Below are 17,269 nucleotides of genomic sequence, written 5' to 3'. Positions count from 1 at the left end.
TTTAATATCTAACAGCAGAAGCCGCCTACACTGGCGGCTTTTTTAGTTTTGAATACGTATGCATGTTTTTTAACAAACGGTTAACGCGTATCCTGTTGGCATTATTAATAGTTACTATGATGATTACAATGCCAAGAATTCAACGTCGTTTTTGTCTCAAACCATTATCTTTTGTTATGCTTTCCATTGGACTGGCTGCGTGCTCAGGTCCATCACCCTCTCAAAAGTCAGTAGCTGGAGAAGCGACCTCGACAACTGCTAACTCAACGCAAAATGCAGAGATGATTGCACCTAATACTTCTGACAAAACACAGGGAAAACCGGTTGTATACCAGGTTTTTACTCGCTTATTTGGCAATACTAATAACGCTAACCACCCCTGGGGTTCGATAGAACAAAACGGAGTTGGAAAGTTTAGTGATTTTACGCCCCAAGCGCTGGCAGCGATAAAAGCCCTAGGTACTAGCCATGTTTGGTATACAGGCATTCCGCACCACGCCGTTATTAACGACTATACCGCGTTTGGTATTTCAAATGATGACCCAGATGTGGTTAAAGGCCGCGCAGGTTCACCTTATGCGGTTAAAGATTACTACAATGTTAACCCCGACCTTGCCGATGATCCGGCCAAGCGTTTAGAGGAGTTTGAAGCTCTCATTGCCAGAACGCATGATGCGGGAATGAAAGTTATCATCGATATTGTGCCTAATCACGTGGCCCGCGACTATGAATCACTGTCAGCCCCAGAGGGAGTCAGCGACTTTGGTGCCCATGATGATACCTCTGTGGAATATGCCCGCGACAACAACTTTTATTATGTTGTTGGCGAAGCGTTTGAAGTTCCTGATGGCGGCGACTATAAGCCCCTTGGTGGTGACAGTCATCCCTTATCCGATGGCAAGTTTGATGAGTTTCCAGCTAAGTGGACGGGTAATGGGGCACGTGCCGCTCAGCCCGATATTAATGACTGGTATGAAACCGTTAAGGTTAATTATGGCGTAAGGCCCGACGGTACATATGATTTCCCAACCCTACCTGAAGGTTTTAGCGAAAAGTCTTTTGCGGAACATGCGGCGTTCTGGGAAGGAAAAGACGTACCGGATTCCTGGTACAAGTTTAGAAATATAGCGCATTATTGGCTCGATAAAGGGGTAGACGGGTTTCGCTATGATATGGCCGAAATGGTACCCGTTGAATTTTGGTCATTTTTAAACAGCAGCATAAAACAAAAGGCGCCAGACGCCTTCCTGTTGGCTGAAGTTTACCAACCAGATAAATACCGTGCTTATATCCAGCAAGGTAAAATGGATTATTTGTACGACAAAGTAGGTTTCTACGATACGTTGAAAAAGATTATGCAGGGCAGTGGTGCAGTAAGTGATTTGGTCGCTATCCATGAAGAAGTTCGCGATATTGCGCCACATATGCTGCATTTTTTAAGAAAATCACGATGAACAGCGCATAGCCAGCCCAGATTTTGTCGGCGACGCTGACAAAGGAAAACCTGCCTTAGCCGTAAGTGCACTAATTAGTAGCGCTCCTACCTTGCTTTACTTTGGACAAGATGTTGGTGAAGACGGTAGCGAAGAGACTGGGTTTGGCGATCCAACACGAACCACTATTTTTGACTATGCAGGCGTACCGGCTCATCAACGTTTTATGAACAACGGCAAATTTGATGCAGGGCAGTCAACAGAGAAAGAAAAAGCGTTGCATCGCTTTTATAAAGACGTCATGAACATCGCTACAAGCAATAGCGCAATTACTGGGCGTTATCAAAGCCTGCATGCCCTGAACCTAGGCGTTGAAGGATCTGCGTATTCTGAGCAGCAGTTTGCGTTCATAAGAGAGAAAAACGACCAAGGTTTTATTGTTATTGCTAACTTTAGCGATAACGCTACAGGCCCTATTTCACTGACAGTACCGGCTTCTGCGATAGAAACCGCGGGCAACAAGCTTGAGCTTAAACCTTTACTTTCTCATGACGGTTTAACGCTTGAGCAGGGCGAGGTGAACTACCGCGCTACAACAACGTTAGACGCGTTGGAAACCAAGGTGTTTGCTTTTTAAGCAAGCTCCGTAAGTTTCATTAAGTTAGCGCAGGCGTACAACGTGGAAGGCTATTGTTTTTTACATGGTATTTTGACCAGGTATTCTTAAAAGGTCTTCGGTGAATACGTATGCAGAGCGTTGGTATGAATAAGTGTACACGGTAGTATCTCGATATAATCTTGTACTTAACGTATTTTTAACATTGGTGTTCATGTGTTTAATTTTAACAGCGTAAGCCATTCTATTTGTTTAAACCGCTATCGCGCGTTACCGTTAATTCTCACTTCGGCTATTTCACTAGCCGCGGTTCCCGTTTATGCATTGCAGCAGGGTGAAATTGAAGTATACCCACCTAATTGGTGGGCAGGTATGCAAAATCCCGAAGTCGAGTTGATGATTTACGGTGAAGACGTAGCTGATGACGCCGCCTCTCTTGCTACGGGAAATGTAAAAGTTAGCCGAGTTAAGGCACTTGATAGTGAAAACTATCTTTTCGTAACGCTTGATACTTCAGGCGCCCAGGCGCAAGACCTCGTGCTTACATTGACTGACAATGATGGAAGCCAACGTACGGTGCATTACCCGCTTGAAAAACGCAAAGAAGGCTCTGCATCAAGAAAAGGCTTTGGACCAGAAGACGCTATCTACCTTATTGCACCTGACCGCTTTGCAAATGGTAATACCGCAAATGATAATGTTGACGGTTATCAAGATAAGGTAGACCGCCAATTTAAAGGTGGCCGTCATGGCGGCGATATCCAAGGTATCGTGGACAACTTAGATTACATTAAAAGCATGGGCTTCACGCAGATTTGGACCATGCCTATGCTTGAAAATGCGATGGACAAGTACAGCTACCATGGCTATTCAACCACAGATTACTATCGCATTGACCCGCGCTTTGGTTCTAATGACGCCTTTATAGATTTCAGTGAAAAAGCAAAATCCGAAGGGGTTGGCATTATCATGGATATGGTGCTTAATCACATTGGTAGTAATCATAAGTGGATGGAAGATACGCCATCAAAGGATTGGATCAATAATGAAGGAAAGTTCGTCGGCACCACCCATAAAAGAGAATCTCTTCACGACCCTCATGCAATAGAAAGCGATATTAAAGGGTTTAGCGATGGGTGGTTTGTGCCTACCATGCCAGATTTAAATCAACGCAATCCACACTTGGCGAACTATTTAGTCCAAAATGCTATTTGGTGGGTAGAGACTGCAGATTTAAGTGGTATTCGCGTAGATACATACTCTTACCCTGATAAAGCGTTTTTAAGTGAATGGACAAATCGCTTAATGGACGAATACCCTAACTTTAATATCGTGGGTGAAGAATGGTCTGTAAACCCTGCAATCACGGCCTATTGGCAAGCGGGTAGTCAGCGCCACGATGACTATGATAGCGCGCTACCATCCGTGATGGATTTTCCATTGCAGGCTGCCGTTGTTAAAGCATTAAATAGCGATGAAAGTTGGAATTCTGGTTTTATTACGGTTTATGAAACCCTGGCTACCGACTTTTTATATGGCGACCCGAACAATCTGGTTGTCTTTCCCGATAACCACGATATGAGCAGAATCTATACGCAACTTGGACACGATAAAGCCAAGTGGAATATGGCGATGACTTTATTGCTTACAACCCGAGGGATCCCACAGGTATTTTACGGAACGGAAATTCTAATGGGTAACGAAGGCAGTGACGATCACGGTATTATACGCTCTGATTTCCCTGGCGGGTGGCCTTCAGATAATGATAAAAACGCCTTTACGGGTAAGGGGCTTAATAACGATGAACGTTGGGCTCAGCAGCGCATTAAAGCCTTATTGCAGCTGCGCCAAACATACCCGCAACTATTTCAAGGCAAGTTAAAGCACTATGCGCCCGTTGACGGTGTTTACACCTATTTTCGAGAGGCTGAAAAGGGGGCTAAGCGCAGTGCCCAATCAGATAACGGAAACAATGTTGAAAAAATCATGGTAATTCTTAACAAGAAAGCGGTAGATTTGCCTTTATCGACCTACACAGAAATGCTTAAGACCAACGATTCGATAACAAGAATAAGTGACGGTAAAACGTTCAAGTCAACAGATACCATAAGCCTGTCTGCTATGTCAGCTAATGTTTTCATTGTGCGTTAACGGTATCCATTAAAATAAAACAATAAATAGAGCAAAGTATGCAAGCAACTCAACCACGCCTTTCTTTTTGGCAAATATGGAACGTCAGTTTTGGCTTTCTCGGTGTTCAATTTGGTTTTGCACTGCAAAACGCAAATGTTAGTCGCATCTTGTCAGACTTAGGGGCCGATTTACACTCACTCTCTCTTTTCTGGCTTGTAGCGCCCATTATGGGGCTTATTGTACAGCCCATCGTTGGTTCAGCTTCAGATAGAACCTGGAACCGTCTAGGCAGACGCCGCCCATTTATTCTAGCAGGCGCTATTGCAGCAGTATTGGGAATGATTCTGTTACCAAACGCCCCGCTATTTGTGGCGTTTCTTGCGCCCATGCTAATGGGGGCATTGATGGTGGCACTAATGGACGCATCGTTTAACGTGTGCTTCCAGCCATTTCGCTCGTTAGTTTCTGACATGGTACCGCCGTCGCAACGCAATGTTGGGTACTCTATCCAATCGCTACTTATCAATATTGGCGCTGTTATCGGCTCTATTCTTCCTTTTGTCCTAACGAACGTCATTGGTCTTGAAAATACGGCACAAATGGGGCAGGTTGCTCCTTCCGTCATTTGGGCGTTTTATATTGGCGCAACAGTGTTGTTAGGTACTGTCATTTGGACCGTGATCCGCACTAAAGAATATGCACCCGAAGACTACAATCGTTACAAAGGCCTTAGCGAGACAGCTTCTGTAACAACTGAAGAGAAAAAGGCGCCGCTAGGGCAGCGTCTGGCTGAGTTTTTTACACTGGTAAAAGACATGCCAACGACCATGAGGCAATTAGCTGTAGTGCAGTTTTTCTCTTGGTTTGCACTGTTTATTATGTGGGTTTACACCACGCCAGCCATTACGCAACATATATGGAACGTAGATAAGCAATGGTTTGACCCTACTTTTATCGCAGCAGCGCCAGTTGTGCCGGAAGCGATAGTTATGGCTAAAGGTGCCGCAGGTGATTGGGTGGGGATCTTGTTTGCTGCCTATTCTGTGTTTGCCGCCATATTTTCTATTTTTCTTGCAAAGCTTGCAGATAAATTCGGTCGTAAAACCGTTTATGCCGGTTCCCTCGCATTAGGCGGTATCAGCTATGTAAGTTTCCTGCTTTTCCAAGACTTAAACATGGTAAACGTTAACCTACTTATCACCGAAGTAACGGTGCCGCTTGGCGCTGTTAAGTTACTTATTCCGATGATAGGTGTAGGTATCGCGTGGGCGGCCATTTTAGCGATGCCATACGCTATGCTTGCGGGTGCACTACCTGCAAATAAAACGGGCGTTTACATGGGAATATTTAATTTTACCGTTGCAGCGCCACAGATTGTCTCGGGTTTAACAGCTGGATGGATTTTAAGTAGCGTCTTCGATAACGATGCTAAATACATCATTGTTGTAGCGGGTGTGTCTATGTTGATTGGAGCTGCCTCAGTATTTTTTGTAAAAGAAGCCGATAAGCAAGACCTTGAAGCAGCAAAGGGAGCGTAATATGAAATTTAATCGGACAGCTATCGCGTTGACTGTAGCAGGTGTACTTTGCTCAGCGTGCGCAAGCACTGTAAATAATGAAGTAAGGTCAAAGGTTGCCGCTGACCGTATTGTCGGTACGGACACGCCGTTTGCCAGTGAAGCGGTGTACTTTGTTGTTACCGACCGATTTGTTGATGGCGACCCTTCAAATAACCATGAGACACAAGGTGGGGAATACCCCACTTGGCAACTTCCGCTTGAAGGCCCTGAGGGTAAAAAAGCGTACGTGGGCTACATGGGCGGAGATCTAAAAGGCATTTTAAACAATGCTGATTACATCAAGGATATGGGTTTCACTGCAGTGTGGATGACGCCTGTTCACGATAACCCTGATTACGCCTTCAATGGCGATGAACCTATTACCTATGGTGGCGCCTTTAAAGACGGTGGCAAAACAGGGTATCACGGTTATTGGGCAACAAATTTCTACAAAGCCGACGAGCACCTTGTTAGTGATGATTTAAGCGTGAGGGATTACACCGCTAAAATGAAGGCTAGCGGGTTAAAATCGGTGTTTGATATCGTGGCAAATCACGGTACACCAAGCTTTACGATGGAGGAAGACTTACCTGGGTACGGTGAAATTTATGATAAAGATGACAACTTGGTTGCTGATCATCAAAATTTACCCCCTCAAGAATTAGACCCAGAAAACAACCCGCTTCACCGTTTTTTTCATGACTATCCTGATTTGGTAAAGCTGTCGAACCTTGATGATGAGAACCCTGAAGTTCGTGATTATCTCATAAATAGTTATCTATATTGGATTTCACAGGGCGCCGATGGCTTTAGAATTGATACGATTAGACACGTTCCCCACGCTTTTTGGCGAGAAGCTTCCGATAGAATTAGAGAGCGTTACCCAGACTTCTTCATGTTTGGTGAAGCGTTTGATTACGAGGCCAATAATATTGCTCAGCATACACTGCCAAAAAATGGTGGGGTAAGCGTTCTTGATTTTCCGATGCAAAAAGCCATGGTCAGCGTATTTGAAAAGCCACTGGAAAGCGATTTTGCTGATTTAGAAAATGCGTTACATCTTACGCATGGACCTTACCATAACCCGTACGATTTAACGACGTTTTACGACAACCATGATATGGCGCGTATCAACGCGACGGACAATGGTTTTATTAACGCACACAACTGGTTATTCACGGTAAGGGGAATACCTGTGGTATACATGGGTTCTGAAATCGGGTTTATGCGCGGCACTGCAGAACATGCAGGGAACCGTAATTACGTAGGGCAAGAAAGGTTAGATGCAGCGGTTAATCATCCTATTCAACAAGCCTTAACCGACATAGCAAACGTTCGTAAAAATACGCCTGCTTTACAACGTGGTATTCAGGTAAGTGTAGCGCTTAGCGGGCACACGGCAGCGTTTTACCGAGTGATTAATACGGAAGAAAGCCAGCAAACTGCTCTGGTTCTGCTTAATAAAGGCGATAGTGCACAGACGTTTAATGTTAATCAATTCATCCAGTCGGGTAACTGGGTTGAGCAGTTAACGGGGCGCGAATTAACCATTGCTGAAGGCGGGAAATTAAGCGCTACTGTTGAACCAAACGGGGTGCAGGTGTGGCTGCGCGAAGGGAAGGTTGAGAACGAGGCACTGCTTGCTCAAATTAAGTATCAGCTATCGCGTCAGTAAAGGTCTGTTATTTTTTATTACCTTGATGTTATCGCGTGACGCCCATGCTTTAACGAACATTCAGGTGATACTCACCTGATTACTGATACAAAAAAGCCCCGATAGACATTTTTCGGGGCTTTTTATATTCGCTACGTCACTATTCAATAACGATAACTAACGGTCAACTCAACTGCGCTATTCGCTACCACAAGATTGGCGAATAATAATATCAGCAGGCATTAAGTAATCTTCTACCTCTTCATTATTAATAGCTTTAAGCAGTGTATTAACAAGTAATTCGCCGGCAAGCTTCGTATTTTGCTGAACCGTGGTTAGCGAAGGCGTGGTGTATGCTGACACCGCAATATTATCATACCCCACCACGGCTACATCGTCGGGTACATTGACTTTAGCTTGCCTAAGCGCCCTAAGCACGCCCATAGCGATAAGGTCAGATGCACAAACAATAGCTTGAGGCAGCGCTTTGTTTTGAAGTAGCGATTTTATGGCTTCTGAGCCTGCATCTTCTGTTGAATTCGCGTTTTCTTGCACACTATTTTTATCCAGGCCATGAGCCATAAGGGTTTCAAAATATCCGTTATAGCGCGCTTTGAACTCGGGGGCATGTTCACCATTGTCACCAATAAAAGCAAACGAGCGTTTACCTAATGCAATCAGGTGTTCAGTGATGCTTTGACCACCTTGGTAGTTGTCACACCCAATGCTAACGCCCGGGTGGGCTTCATCAGGTGCACCCCAGCGAACAAAGTGCGTACCTTGAGATTCAAGCTGTGCAACTTTGTTTTGGTAGTCGGTGTAGTCACCATAACCCAACAAAATAATGCCGTCAGCTTTATTAGAATCTTCGTATTCTGCGTGCCAGTCATCTTCTAAGTTTTGAAAAGACACGAGGAGGTCATAGTTAGCCTGAGCGCAGGCTCGAGTAATACTGCCTAGCATTGCCAGAAAAAACGGGTTGATCATTGAGTCATCAGACGTTGGGTCTTCAAACAAGAGTAAGGCAATTGTACTGCTCTTTTGCTTTCTCAAGTTACTTGCGTTCTTATCAACTTTGTAATTGAGTTCCCTAGCAATACGCTGAACGCGGTCACGAGTTTCTTGATTAACCAACGGGCTATTATTAAGTGCCCGAGAAACGGTTGACTGTGAAACCCCTGCCAGATGGGCAATGTCAAAAGAGGTTGCTTTTTCTTTCATAAATACCATGATTTGCTGCTACGACTTTGTTGTCGCTGCACGTAGATTACCATATTTTTCTTTTTACGCGCGCTTTTTGAATGCCGAAAGCGGGAATCGTAACGCAATGGCAAGCAAAGGCGTAGTGTACCTGTGTGGCTTATCAACGCGGTGCATACATTTACTCTTAGGTTTGCTGGATCGCTGCTAATTCAACCACTTGTTATGCTTCTTTGAATAAAACATGGTTGAACCAATTGTGACAGTGTTATACTCAAACAGATTTTGAAATTATACGTGCATAAGGGGAACCTGCGAATGGCCGAGACTGAACACCGTCCGACCAATTTTATCCGTCAGATTATTGATAAAGACCTGTCTAATGGTCTGCATGACGCTATTAAAACTCGATTCCCGCCGGAACCAAACGGGTTTCTTCACATAGGCCATGCTAAGTCTATCTGCCTAAACTTCGGTATTGCAGAAGACTACACCGGGTCTTGTAACCTTCGCTTTGACGACACTAATCCAGCGAAAGAAGACATTACTTTCGTTAACTCAATCAAAGAAGACGTAACCTGGCTTGGGTTTACGTGGGATGGCGAGGCGCGCTATTCATCAAACTATTTCGATCAACTTCACGCTTATGCGGTTGAACTTATTGAAAAAGGCTTAGCCTATGTAGACTTTTCTGCGCAAGACGTTATGCGTGAAATGCGTGGTACGTTGAAAGAGCCAGGCCAAAATAGTCCTTATCGCGATACAGACGTGGAAACAAACCTTAAAGAGTTCGCCAAAATGACAGCAGGCGACTACAAAGAGGGCGAGTGTAGTTTACGCGCTAAAATAGACATGACATCGCCATTTATGTGTATGCGCGACCCTGTAATCTATCGGGTTAAACACGCTCATCACCACCAAACAGGTGATAAGTGGTGTGTCTATCCGATGTACGATTTTACCCACTGTATCTCTGACGCCATTGAGGGTATAACACACTCTTTGTGTACACTAGAGTTTCAAGATAACCGTCGTCTTTACGACTGGGTAATTGAAAATATTTCTATCGACTGTACGCCCCGTCAATACGAATTTTCTCGTTTGAACTTGGAGTACACGGTATTAAGTAAACGTCGTCTTATTCAACTGGTAGAAGAAAACCACGTAAGTGGTTGGGATGACCCGCGCATGCCTACAATTGCGGGCTTGCGTCGTCGTGGTTACACACCGGGTTCTATTGTTGAGTTTTGTAAACGAATTGGCGTAACTAAAATGGACAATATGGTTGAGATGTCCATGCTAGAAGCCTGCATTCGCGATGACTTAAACGCTAATGCGCCACGTGCTATGGCGGTACTTGACCCAATAAAGCTCGTTATCGAAAACTACGAAGAAGGGAAGACCGAAACACTAGTTGCGCCAAATCACCCTAACGATGAAAGTATGGGTACGCGTAACATTGGCTTTAGTCGTGAGGTTTACATTGAAGCGGAAGATTTCCGTGAGTCGGCTAACAAGAAATTCAAACGCTTAGTGTTAGAAAAAGAAGTACGACTACGCAACGCCTACGTTATTAAAGCTAATCGGGTCGAGAAAGACGAAGAAGGGAACGTTACCACAGTATATTGTACTTACGACCCTGATACATTAGGTAAAGATCCAGCCGATGGCCGCAAGGTCAAAGGCGTTATTCACTGGGTAGATGCGGCAACCGCACAAGCGGCAGAATTTAGACTTTATGACCGCTTATTTAATGTGCCAAACCCAGCGGCAGAAGAGAACTTTACCGACGCAATTAACCCTGAATCTCTCGAAGTTAAGCAGGGCTGGGCAGAAGCTGGCTTAATTGGAAATGTGCCAGAAGTAGGTGCATGGCAATTCGAACGCACGGGCTACTTTTGTGTAGACAAAGACAGTACTGATGCAAAACCGGTGTTTAATCGCACTGTCGGCCTAAGAGACACATGGGCTAAAATAGGCGAATAATCTAGTTATATACGCCACATGTATCGGCTTCATTGTTAAAAAAAACCGCTTAAGCTAGCTTAAGCGGTTTTTATTTTTATATTGGTAGCGCTCGTTTTTAATTTAATAGATATCGTGTGTACGCGCTATTTTTTTGGCTGACAATCGAGTGACTGCCCGTTAACTTCGATGCTGTCATTCCCCATTAAGTAAAGATACATAGGCATAATATCTTCAGGCGTTTTTAATGTATCTGGATTTTCTGCCGGAAACGCTTGAGCGCGCATTTGCGTGCGAGTACCGCCAGGGTTGATACAATTAAACCTTAGTGTTTTGTTCTGGTACTCATCGGCGAGGGTTTGCATAACGCCTTCTGTCGCAAACTTAGAAACCGCATAGGTTCCCCAAAACGCACGGCCTTTTCGGCCTACACTCGATGTGGTAAAAATCACTGATGCATTCTCGGCTTTCTCTAACGCCGGAATGAGTGCTTGAGTCATGTACACCATACCATTTACGTTAACTTGCATCACGTCTTGCCACTCTTCGGCGTCGATATCTTTAAATGCGCTTAAATGCCCAAGAATGCTTGCATTGTGTAGCACCCCATCTAGACGGCCGAACTGGTCAATAATCGTCTGGGTCATCTGCTGATAGTGAGAGGGGGTAGCACCTTTAATGTCTAAGGGGACAATCGCAGGCTCTTGGCCACCAGCTGCAACAATGTCGTCATAGACGGCTTCAAGTTTTGATACAGTACGGCCTAATAAAATACAAATAGCGCCATGAGCAGCATAAGTTTTCGCGGCTTGTGCACCAATCCCATCGCCGGCACCGGTGACAAGAATCACTTTGTCGCGTAACAAATCTACTGGTGCGTTGTAATCGTTCATCGTATTCCTTTAAAAGGTTAATTTTTCATTCGCGAAAGTCGAAGCTTGTTGCCCTTTAATAAGTTTTAAAGGTCAGTAACGCTTCGCTTTTTAAGTCCCCAGATCATACTCAGCCTGACTCACAAGTAAAACATTGAATGAAAAAACTCTTCAAACGTAAAAAAAGTTAACATTAATAGTTAACAAAACTTTGCAAAGTTGCAACAAAGTCAATAAGATTGAGGAAGATACAACTGGTCTAACATGTTTAAAACTATTAACTACACCTGTAAAGACAGGATAGTGCAGGCTACTTTTATAAGAGTTGAGTTTTAGACGCAGAATAACAACAATGCTTGTAGGGAGTAGAGATGAGAAAACTCGTATTAAGTTCCAGTGTGGCCCTTGCGCTGGGTCTAGCAGGCTGTGGTGGCTCCGATGAAACCCTTTCCGACATTCAGGCCGAAACAGAAGTCCAAACCCCATTTTCGCGGATCCTTTTTGACCCAGCAGCAGGGAACCTCAACATTCCAAACGACCTTCTTATGCTTCCGGGCGATGACGGTTTCTTCGATTACACACTAAATATCCCAGTGGCTGACCCCACAGACTTTGCTGACCCGCAAAATGCGCTTAACGTGTTAGATGGGTGGTCTACTCAGCACCCGTTCGTTATCAACGTAGAAACACCGCCGGGTGCTTCGTTAGACGAGAGCACGCTAGCATCTGGCGTATTGTTGTATGAAGCAACGCTAGGTCTTGACCAAAGCGACCCAGATTGCGCGCAAATCACCACGCCATCAGCGGGTTGTAAGCTTGGTGACCAACTTACTTTCGGTGTTGATTATGTATTAAGCCTTGCTGATAGCAACACGATTACTTTTGTGCCTTTAAAACCACTTAAGGCTGCGCAAGGTTACATGTTGGTCATGACTACTGATTTGAAAGATTCTTCAGGCAAGTCAGTACAAGGCTCAACTACGTGGGACTTGGTAAGGCAAGATATTAATGCCAACCCTTTAGGAAGCGATGCACAGCTTCAATTACAAGGTTTAGTTAATTCTTTAGTTAACCCTCTTCTAGGTGCCGGCTTTGCCCGTGAAGATATTACTTATGTGTCTGCTTTTACCACCCAATCTGTTGCTAATTCGCTAGATACGATTAAAAAAGTCATGATTAGTGGTTTTGCTCAACTTGCAGCAGGCGGTGATCCTTCTGCGCCTTCAGCACTACCGGCGATTACAGTTGGTGATGCAGCAGTAGCGCCAAATGCAATGGAAGCACTAGGGCTTGTAAACTCTACGGTTGTTGCAGGTGCGGTAGAGCAGGGAAAACAGGGGTTATCTGAGCAAGTACAGGCTGCCATTGATGCAACTGATTTTAGCGCGTTGGAAACGTGTGCAGGTCTGGCTGGTACAGTTTCTGGCCAATTGTCTGCGCAGTGGGGCGCACTAAACGACTTTGCTGTTGGCGTATCTACGGGTATCTTGGCGCAAGCAGGTCCATTCTGTGCGGCACAGCGCTACGAGGGTAATATTGCACTGCCTTATTTCCTAGGTGTTCCGAGCGCTGAAAACCCATTAGCACCAGTAAATGACTTCTGGAAAGCAGCGTGTGATAGCGGCATTGTGCTAGCAGGCGCACCGCAAGAATTGCTTGCTAATGCTGAGCCAGGTCCAAATGCAGAAATGTGTTCTTCTCTTGGCCTTGCCGATGTTCGCATTAATGGTGAAATGCTAGATAGCGCTAGAAACATTACGAAGTTCAATCCATATCCACAGCCTACCGGCGGTAACATGGGAACGGAGACGCTAGACGTGCAGGTAACGATTCCTGATCCAGCCATTGCTGGTGCACTAGGTTTCCCAATTAGTATGCCAGAAGCAGGATGGCCGGTCGTTATTTTAGCGCATGGCATTACAAGTCAAAAAGAAGATATGCTTGCCATTACGGGTACGCTGTCGCTGGCAGGTATTGCGTCTGTAGCCATTGACCAACCGCTACACGGTAGCCGTGGCTTTGATTTAGATGGCGATGGCACTGACGACCTTAACGCTACAAGCGTAAGCGCCACGCACTATATGAACCTAGCAAGCCTGCCTACGGCGCGGGATAACTTGCGCCAAAGTGTGTCTGATCTTCTTGGCTTACGTTTAGGCTTAAACGCAGTGATTGATAATACAACAACACAAAACGTTAAGTTTGATATGTCTCGTGTGTCTATCATGGGTGTTTCTTTAGGGGCGATTACTGGCGGTAATTTTGCTGCGGTTGCAAATACATCAATGGGCGGTGATTTAGCAGCACTTGATGGTATGTTTGCTGTTAGAGAAGCGTCTCTTGAATCGCCGGGAGGCGGCGTAGCACAATTCTTACTAGAGTCTGCTGCTTTTGGTCCCCTGATCAAAGGGTTACTGCTTTCACAGGCATCAGAAGATTTTGTTGCTCTATTACAGCAGTTGTATGAAACAACTGACGTAAACGAAGAACAACTTGCAGCGGCAGTCGCTATCTTTGAAGAGGCGTTAACAGAAGAACAGGCTGCTGAAGTAAATGCGGTATTTGCTGAGTTTGCTTTTGCTGCTCAAACCGTCATGGATGCGGGTGACCCAACCAACTATGCACAAACGCTTGGTAGTAATACGCCTGTTCACATGATGACGGTAGTAGGTGATGGCAGCGAAGAGAACTTGCCTGACCAAGTAATTCCAGTGTCTACAGCCTTACCACTGTCGGGCCAGTTACCGCTAGCTGCTACTATTGGCCTAGAGCAGGTAACAACGACTCAAGGGCCAGGTACTGACCCAATTAGTGGCTTGGTATTGTTCAACAGTGGGGCTCACGCATCTAGCTTAAGCCCAGCGGCGAGCGCAGCGGTTACTACCGAAATGCAAAAAGAAGTGGCTGGCTACATAGCTTCAGATGCGTTAGCGTTACCTATCTCTGATGAAAGTGTGGTTGCAAACTAAAAGTGCACGTTACTTTGGTAACAAGGTGTAGTTAAAACAACACCATTAAACAATGTTATAGCCGGTTTAAAGTGTTTCTTTAAACCGGCTTTTTTGTATATAAATTATAATGTTGTTTGAAAGTTGCAGGTTGTTAATGTAGTGTTAACAGAGGTCAGATCAGTATAAATCTCTCTGCGTAACACACTCATTAAAAAAACGTGTGAGCAGCATAGAAAAGGGCCTATTCATTCATCATTAGGGAAAACATGCGATGATTAATAAAACCACGTTTACTAGTAAACGGACGCTTATTGCACTTTCTCTCACAGCGCTTCTAAGTGCTTGCGGAGATAACGACAACGATTTTTCAAACATACAACAGCCGGCACCAACGCCCCCAACTTCACCAGCGCCAGCACCTGAGCCTATTCCCGCTTTTTCACCTGACGGAACGTTATCGGCAGACGTAACCTGGACTAAGTACGGTGTGCCTCATGTTAAAGCCGATACTTTAGAGAGCATGGCCTACGGTGTTGGCTATGCTTTTGCGCGTAACAATTTATGCGTACTGGCCGATCAAATTCTTAAATATAATTCAGAGCGTGCTAAGTATTTCGGACCGGATGCAGTACCAGGCAGCGGAGACTCAGAGCATCTCATTAATGATTTTGGTTTTATAACTTTAGGCATAAGAGAGCTAGCAGAGGAAAACCTCCCCCGGTTATCTGCAAACTCACGAGCTATGTTTCAGGGCTATACTGCTGGGTACAATCGCTACTTAAACGAAACGCCCGTAGATGAGCAAGATCAAAGCTGTGCAGGTCAGCCTTGGGTTACTGAAATCGACAGTGTAGACCTATTAACCTATTCATTAGGCGTAGCGCTGCTACCTGGTGCCGCTAACTTTTTAGGCCCAATGTTTATCGCAGCGCCTGAAGGGGAAAGTTACTTACCAACCCCAACTGCATCTTCAACTGAGTCCACGGCGTCCATTAAGATCGCTCCTACCGTTAAGGTGCCCGATCGCAATCCGCAGGAAATGGGCTCAAATGGGTGGGGTTTAGGCAGTGATAAAACAACGAATGGCAAAGGCATGGTATTGGGTAATCCACACTTCCCACATACTGGCAACCTACGTTTTTGGAACTTTCATGCGCAAGTTCCCGGTCATTTAAACGTAACGGGGGGCTCATTAATGGGGTTACCTGGGGCAGTGAACATTGGTTTTAATGAAAACGTCGCGTGGACACATACCTTTTCCACGGCAGAACATTTTGTGGTTTATCAACTAACGCTAGATGAAAACGACGAAGCAGGGCTAACCCATGTTGTCGATGGTAACCGACGTACTATCTACGAAAAGCCAATGCAAATCGACGTGGCTGTGGGCGGTGGACAAACAATAACGCTAGAAAAAACGGCTTATTATACGAATTATGGCCCTATGATAGAGGTGCCAGGTAATTTTGATTGGAGCGACACCAACGCGTTTGCAATAAAAGACGCTAACTTGCCTAACTTTGATATTGTCGACCACTGGCTAGCCATGAACATGGCCACGTCAATGGACGAGTTCAAACAAGCCTTTAAAGACTATGACGGGGTAATATTTAACAATACGATGGCGGCTTCTAGCGACGGCCAGGTATTTTATATCGATGATTCGACGGTGCCGAATTTAACAGAAACGGCTATTGAACAACTCACCACTAACCCGTTGCTTATTCAGACGAAGGCTGCTGCGGGTTTTACGGTCTTACCCGGAAATATTTCTCAGTTCGACTTCGAGGGGCCTGTACCTTACGAAGAAGCGCCTAAATACGAAGGAACAGATTCAGTTCAAAATTCAAATGACAGTTACTGGCTGACAAATTTGAATTCACCTATTGTTGTGAGCAACCCGCTTTTTGGTAATGTCGACAACCAGCAAAGCCTGCGTTCACGAATGGGGCAGCAGTTTATCGAAAATGAAGCGGGGAGTGACGGTACCTTTACGCCACAAGAAGTAGAAGGTTTATTGTTTAACAACCGAAGCTACTTGGCTGAAAATATTTTACCTTCTTTATTAGAGGCGTGTGCGAATCAGGGCGATACGCCTGTTAATGTAGACGGTACGGCAGTGGATATCTCTGTATCTTGTGCTGCACTGGAAGACTGGGATGGAACCATGAATCTTACCAGTACCGGCGCTCACGTCTTTAGAGAGTTTGCGTTCCAATTTAACCAAGCGCCACAGTGGGAAACACCGTTCTCATTGGAAATGCCAGTAACCACACCTTCAGGCTTAATGCAAAATGATGTAACGCTTCAGCAATTAGCGCGTGCAACGCAGGTAATTGAAGAAGCAGGTATTGCTTTTGATGCGCCACTTGGCGATGTGCAGTTTGTTGAACGTAGTCTTCCTGATGGAACGGCTTCGGGTGTAAAACTGCCGTGGGCTGGCGCACACAACATTGAAGGTGGCTTTAACGTATTCGATGTTAGTAGCAATAGAAATGGAACGCTGTTGCCTAGACATTCCTACGAGACAATAAACAACAATACGGCAATGAGTGCCCAAGCCGAGGGTTACCACATTAACTACGGCACGAGCTGGGCTATGGTAATCAATTTTACCGATGAAGGCCCGAAAGGCCGTGGTATTTTGACGTATTCTCAGTCTCGAAAATATGGCAGTGAACACTTCTTAGACCAAACTCGCCTCTACTCAACGCAACCAACGCTACGAGATATCTATTTTACGGAAGAAGAGATCGAGGCCAATAAGATTGAGCACGTTACACTATCGTCAGACTAAGGTGAGACTGGTATTATAGCGCAATGAAAACAGCGACTTTGCCATTTATTGGTAAAGTCGCTATTTACGTGTTGGGTAGATAACGTTGC

8 protein-coding genes and 1 pseudogene are annotated in these 17,269 nt (G+C 45.1%); 7 read left to right on the top strand and 2 right to left on the bottom strand.

Going from position 1 to position 17,269, the window contains the following annotated elements; all coding sequences use genetic code 11:
• The first annotated feature begins 128 nt into the window (after positions 1–128).
• From ACX5J7_RS05845 to ACX5J7_RS05830, 4 genes and pseudogenes are all read left to right on the top strand, one after another.
• Positions 129–2,070, top strand: a pseudogene (locus tag ACX5J7_RS05845) (alpha-amylase family protein).
• A 195-nt stretch (positions 2,071–2,265) separates the two neighbouring features.
• Entirely contained in the window at positions 2,266–4,200 is a 1,935-nt protein-coding gene (locus ACX5J7_RS05840; RefSeq protein ID WP_498706422.1) for a glycoside hydrolase family 13 protein, read from the top strand.
• Positions 4,201–4,238: 38 nt separating this feature from the next.
• Complete coding sequence (locus ACX5J7_RS05835; RefSeq protein ID WP_015067220.1) at positions 4,239–5,720, top strand: MFS transporter; 1,482 nt, start codon at positions 4,239–4,241, stop codon at positions 5,718–5,720.
• A gap of 1 nt (position 5,721) precedes the next feature.
• Positions 5,722–7,416: an alpha-amylase family glycosyl hydrolase gene (locus ACX5J7_RS05830; protein ID WP_498706420.1), complete on the top strand. Its 1,695-nt coding sequence runs from the start codon at positions 5,722–5,724 to the stop codon at positions 7,414–7,416.
• Positions 7,417–7,593: 177 nt separating this feature from the next.
• Here the strand turns inward: ACX5J7_RS05830 and ACX5J7_RS05825 are convergent, their stop codons facing one another.
• On the bottom strand, positions 7,594–8,616 hold the full coding sequence (locus ACX5J7_RS05825; protein WP_015067222.1) for a LacI family DNA-binding transcriptional regulator: 1,023 nt from the start codon (positions 8,614–8,616) through the stop codon (positions 7,594–7,596).
• 297 nt (positions 8,617–8,913) lie between these two features.
• Between ACX5J7_RS05825 and glnS the strand changes: the two genes are divergently transcribed.
• On the top strand, positions 8,914–10,581 hold the full coding sequence (gene glnS, locus ACX5J7_RS05820) for a glutamine--tRNA ligase (RefSeq protein ID WP_015067223.1): 1,668 nt from the start codon (positions 8,914–8,916) through the stop codon (positions 10,579–10,581).
• A gap of 125 nt (positions 10,582–10,706) precedes the next feature.
• Here glnS and ACX5J7_RS05815 read toward each other — a convergent pair whose 3' ends face one another.
• The gene (locus ACX5J7_RS05815; protein ID WP_015067224.1) at positions 10,707–11,453 is read right to left on the bottom strand and encodes a YciK family oxidoreductase; all 747 of its coding nucleotides are present in this window, start codon (positions 11,451–11,453) and stop codon (positions 10,707–10,709) included.
• A 350-nt stretch (positions 11,454–11,803) separates the two neighbouring features.
• Between ACX5J7_RS05815 and ACX5J7_RS05810 the strand changes: the two genes are divergently transcribed.
• Together ACX5J7_RS05810 and ACX5J7_RS05805 are read left to right on the top strand one after the other, a co-directional pair.
• Entirely contained in the window at positions 11,804–14,401 is a 2,598-nt protein-coding gene (locus ACX5J7_RS05810) for a VolA/Pla-1 family phospholipase (RefSeq protein ID WP_474369863.1), read from the top strand.
• Positions 14,402–14,654: 253 nt separating this feature from the next.
• On the top strand, positions 14,655–17,180 hold the full coding sequence (locus ACX5J7_RS05805) for an acylase (protein WP_498706418.1): 2,526 nt from the start codon (positions 14,655–14,657) through the stop codon (positions 17,178–17,180).
• Positions 17,181–17,269: the final 89 nt, after the last annotated feature.

The organism is Alteromonas infernus, from assembly GCF_902705815.1.
This window is presented reverse-complemented; position numbering and strand designations above follow the sequence as displayed.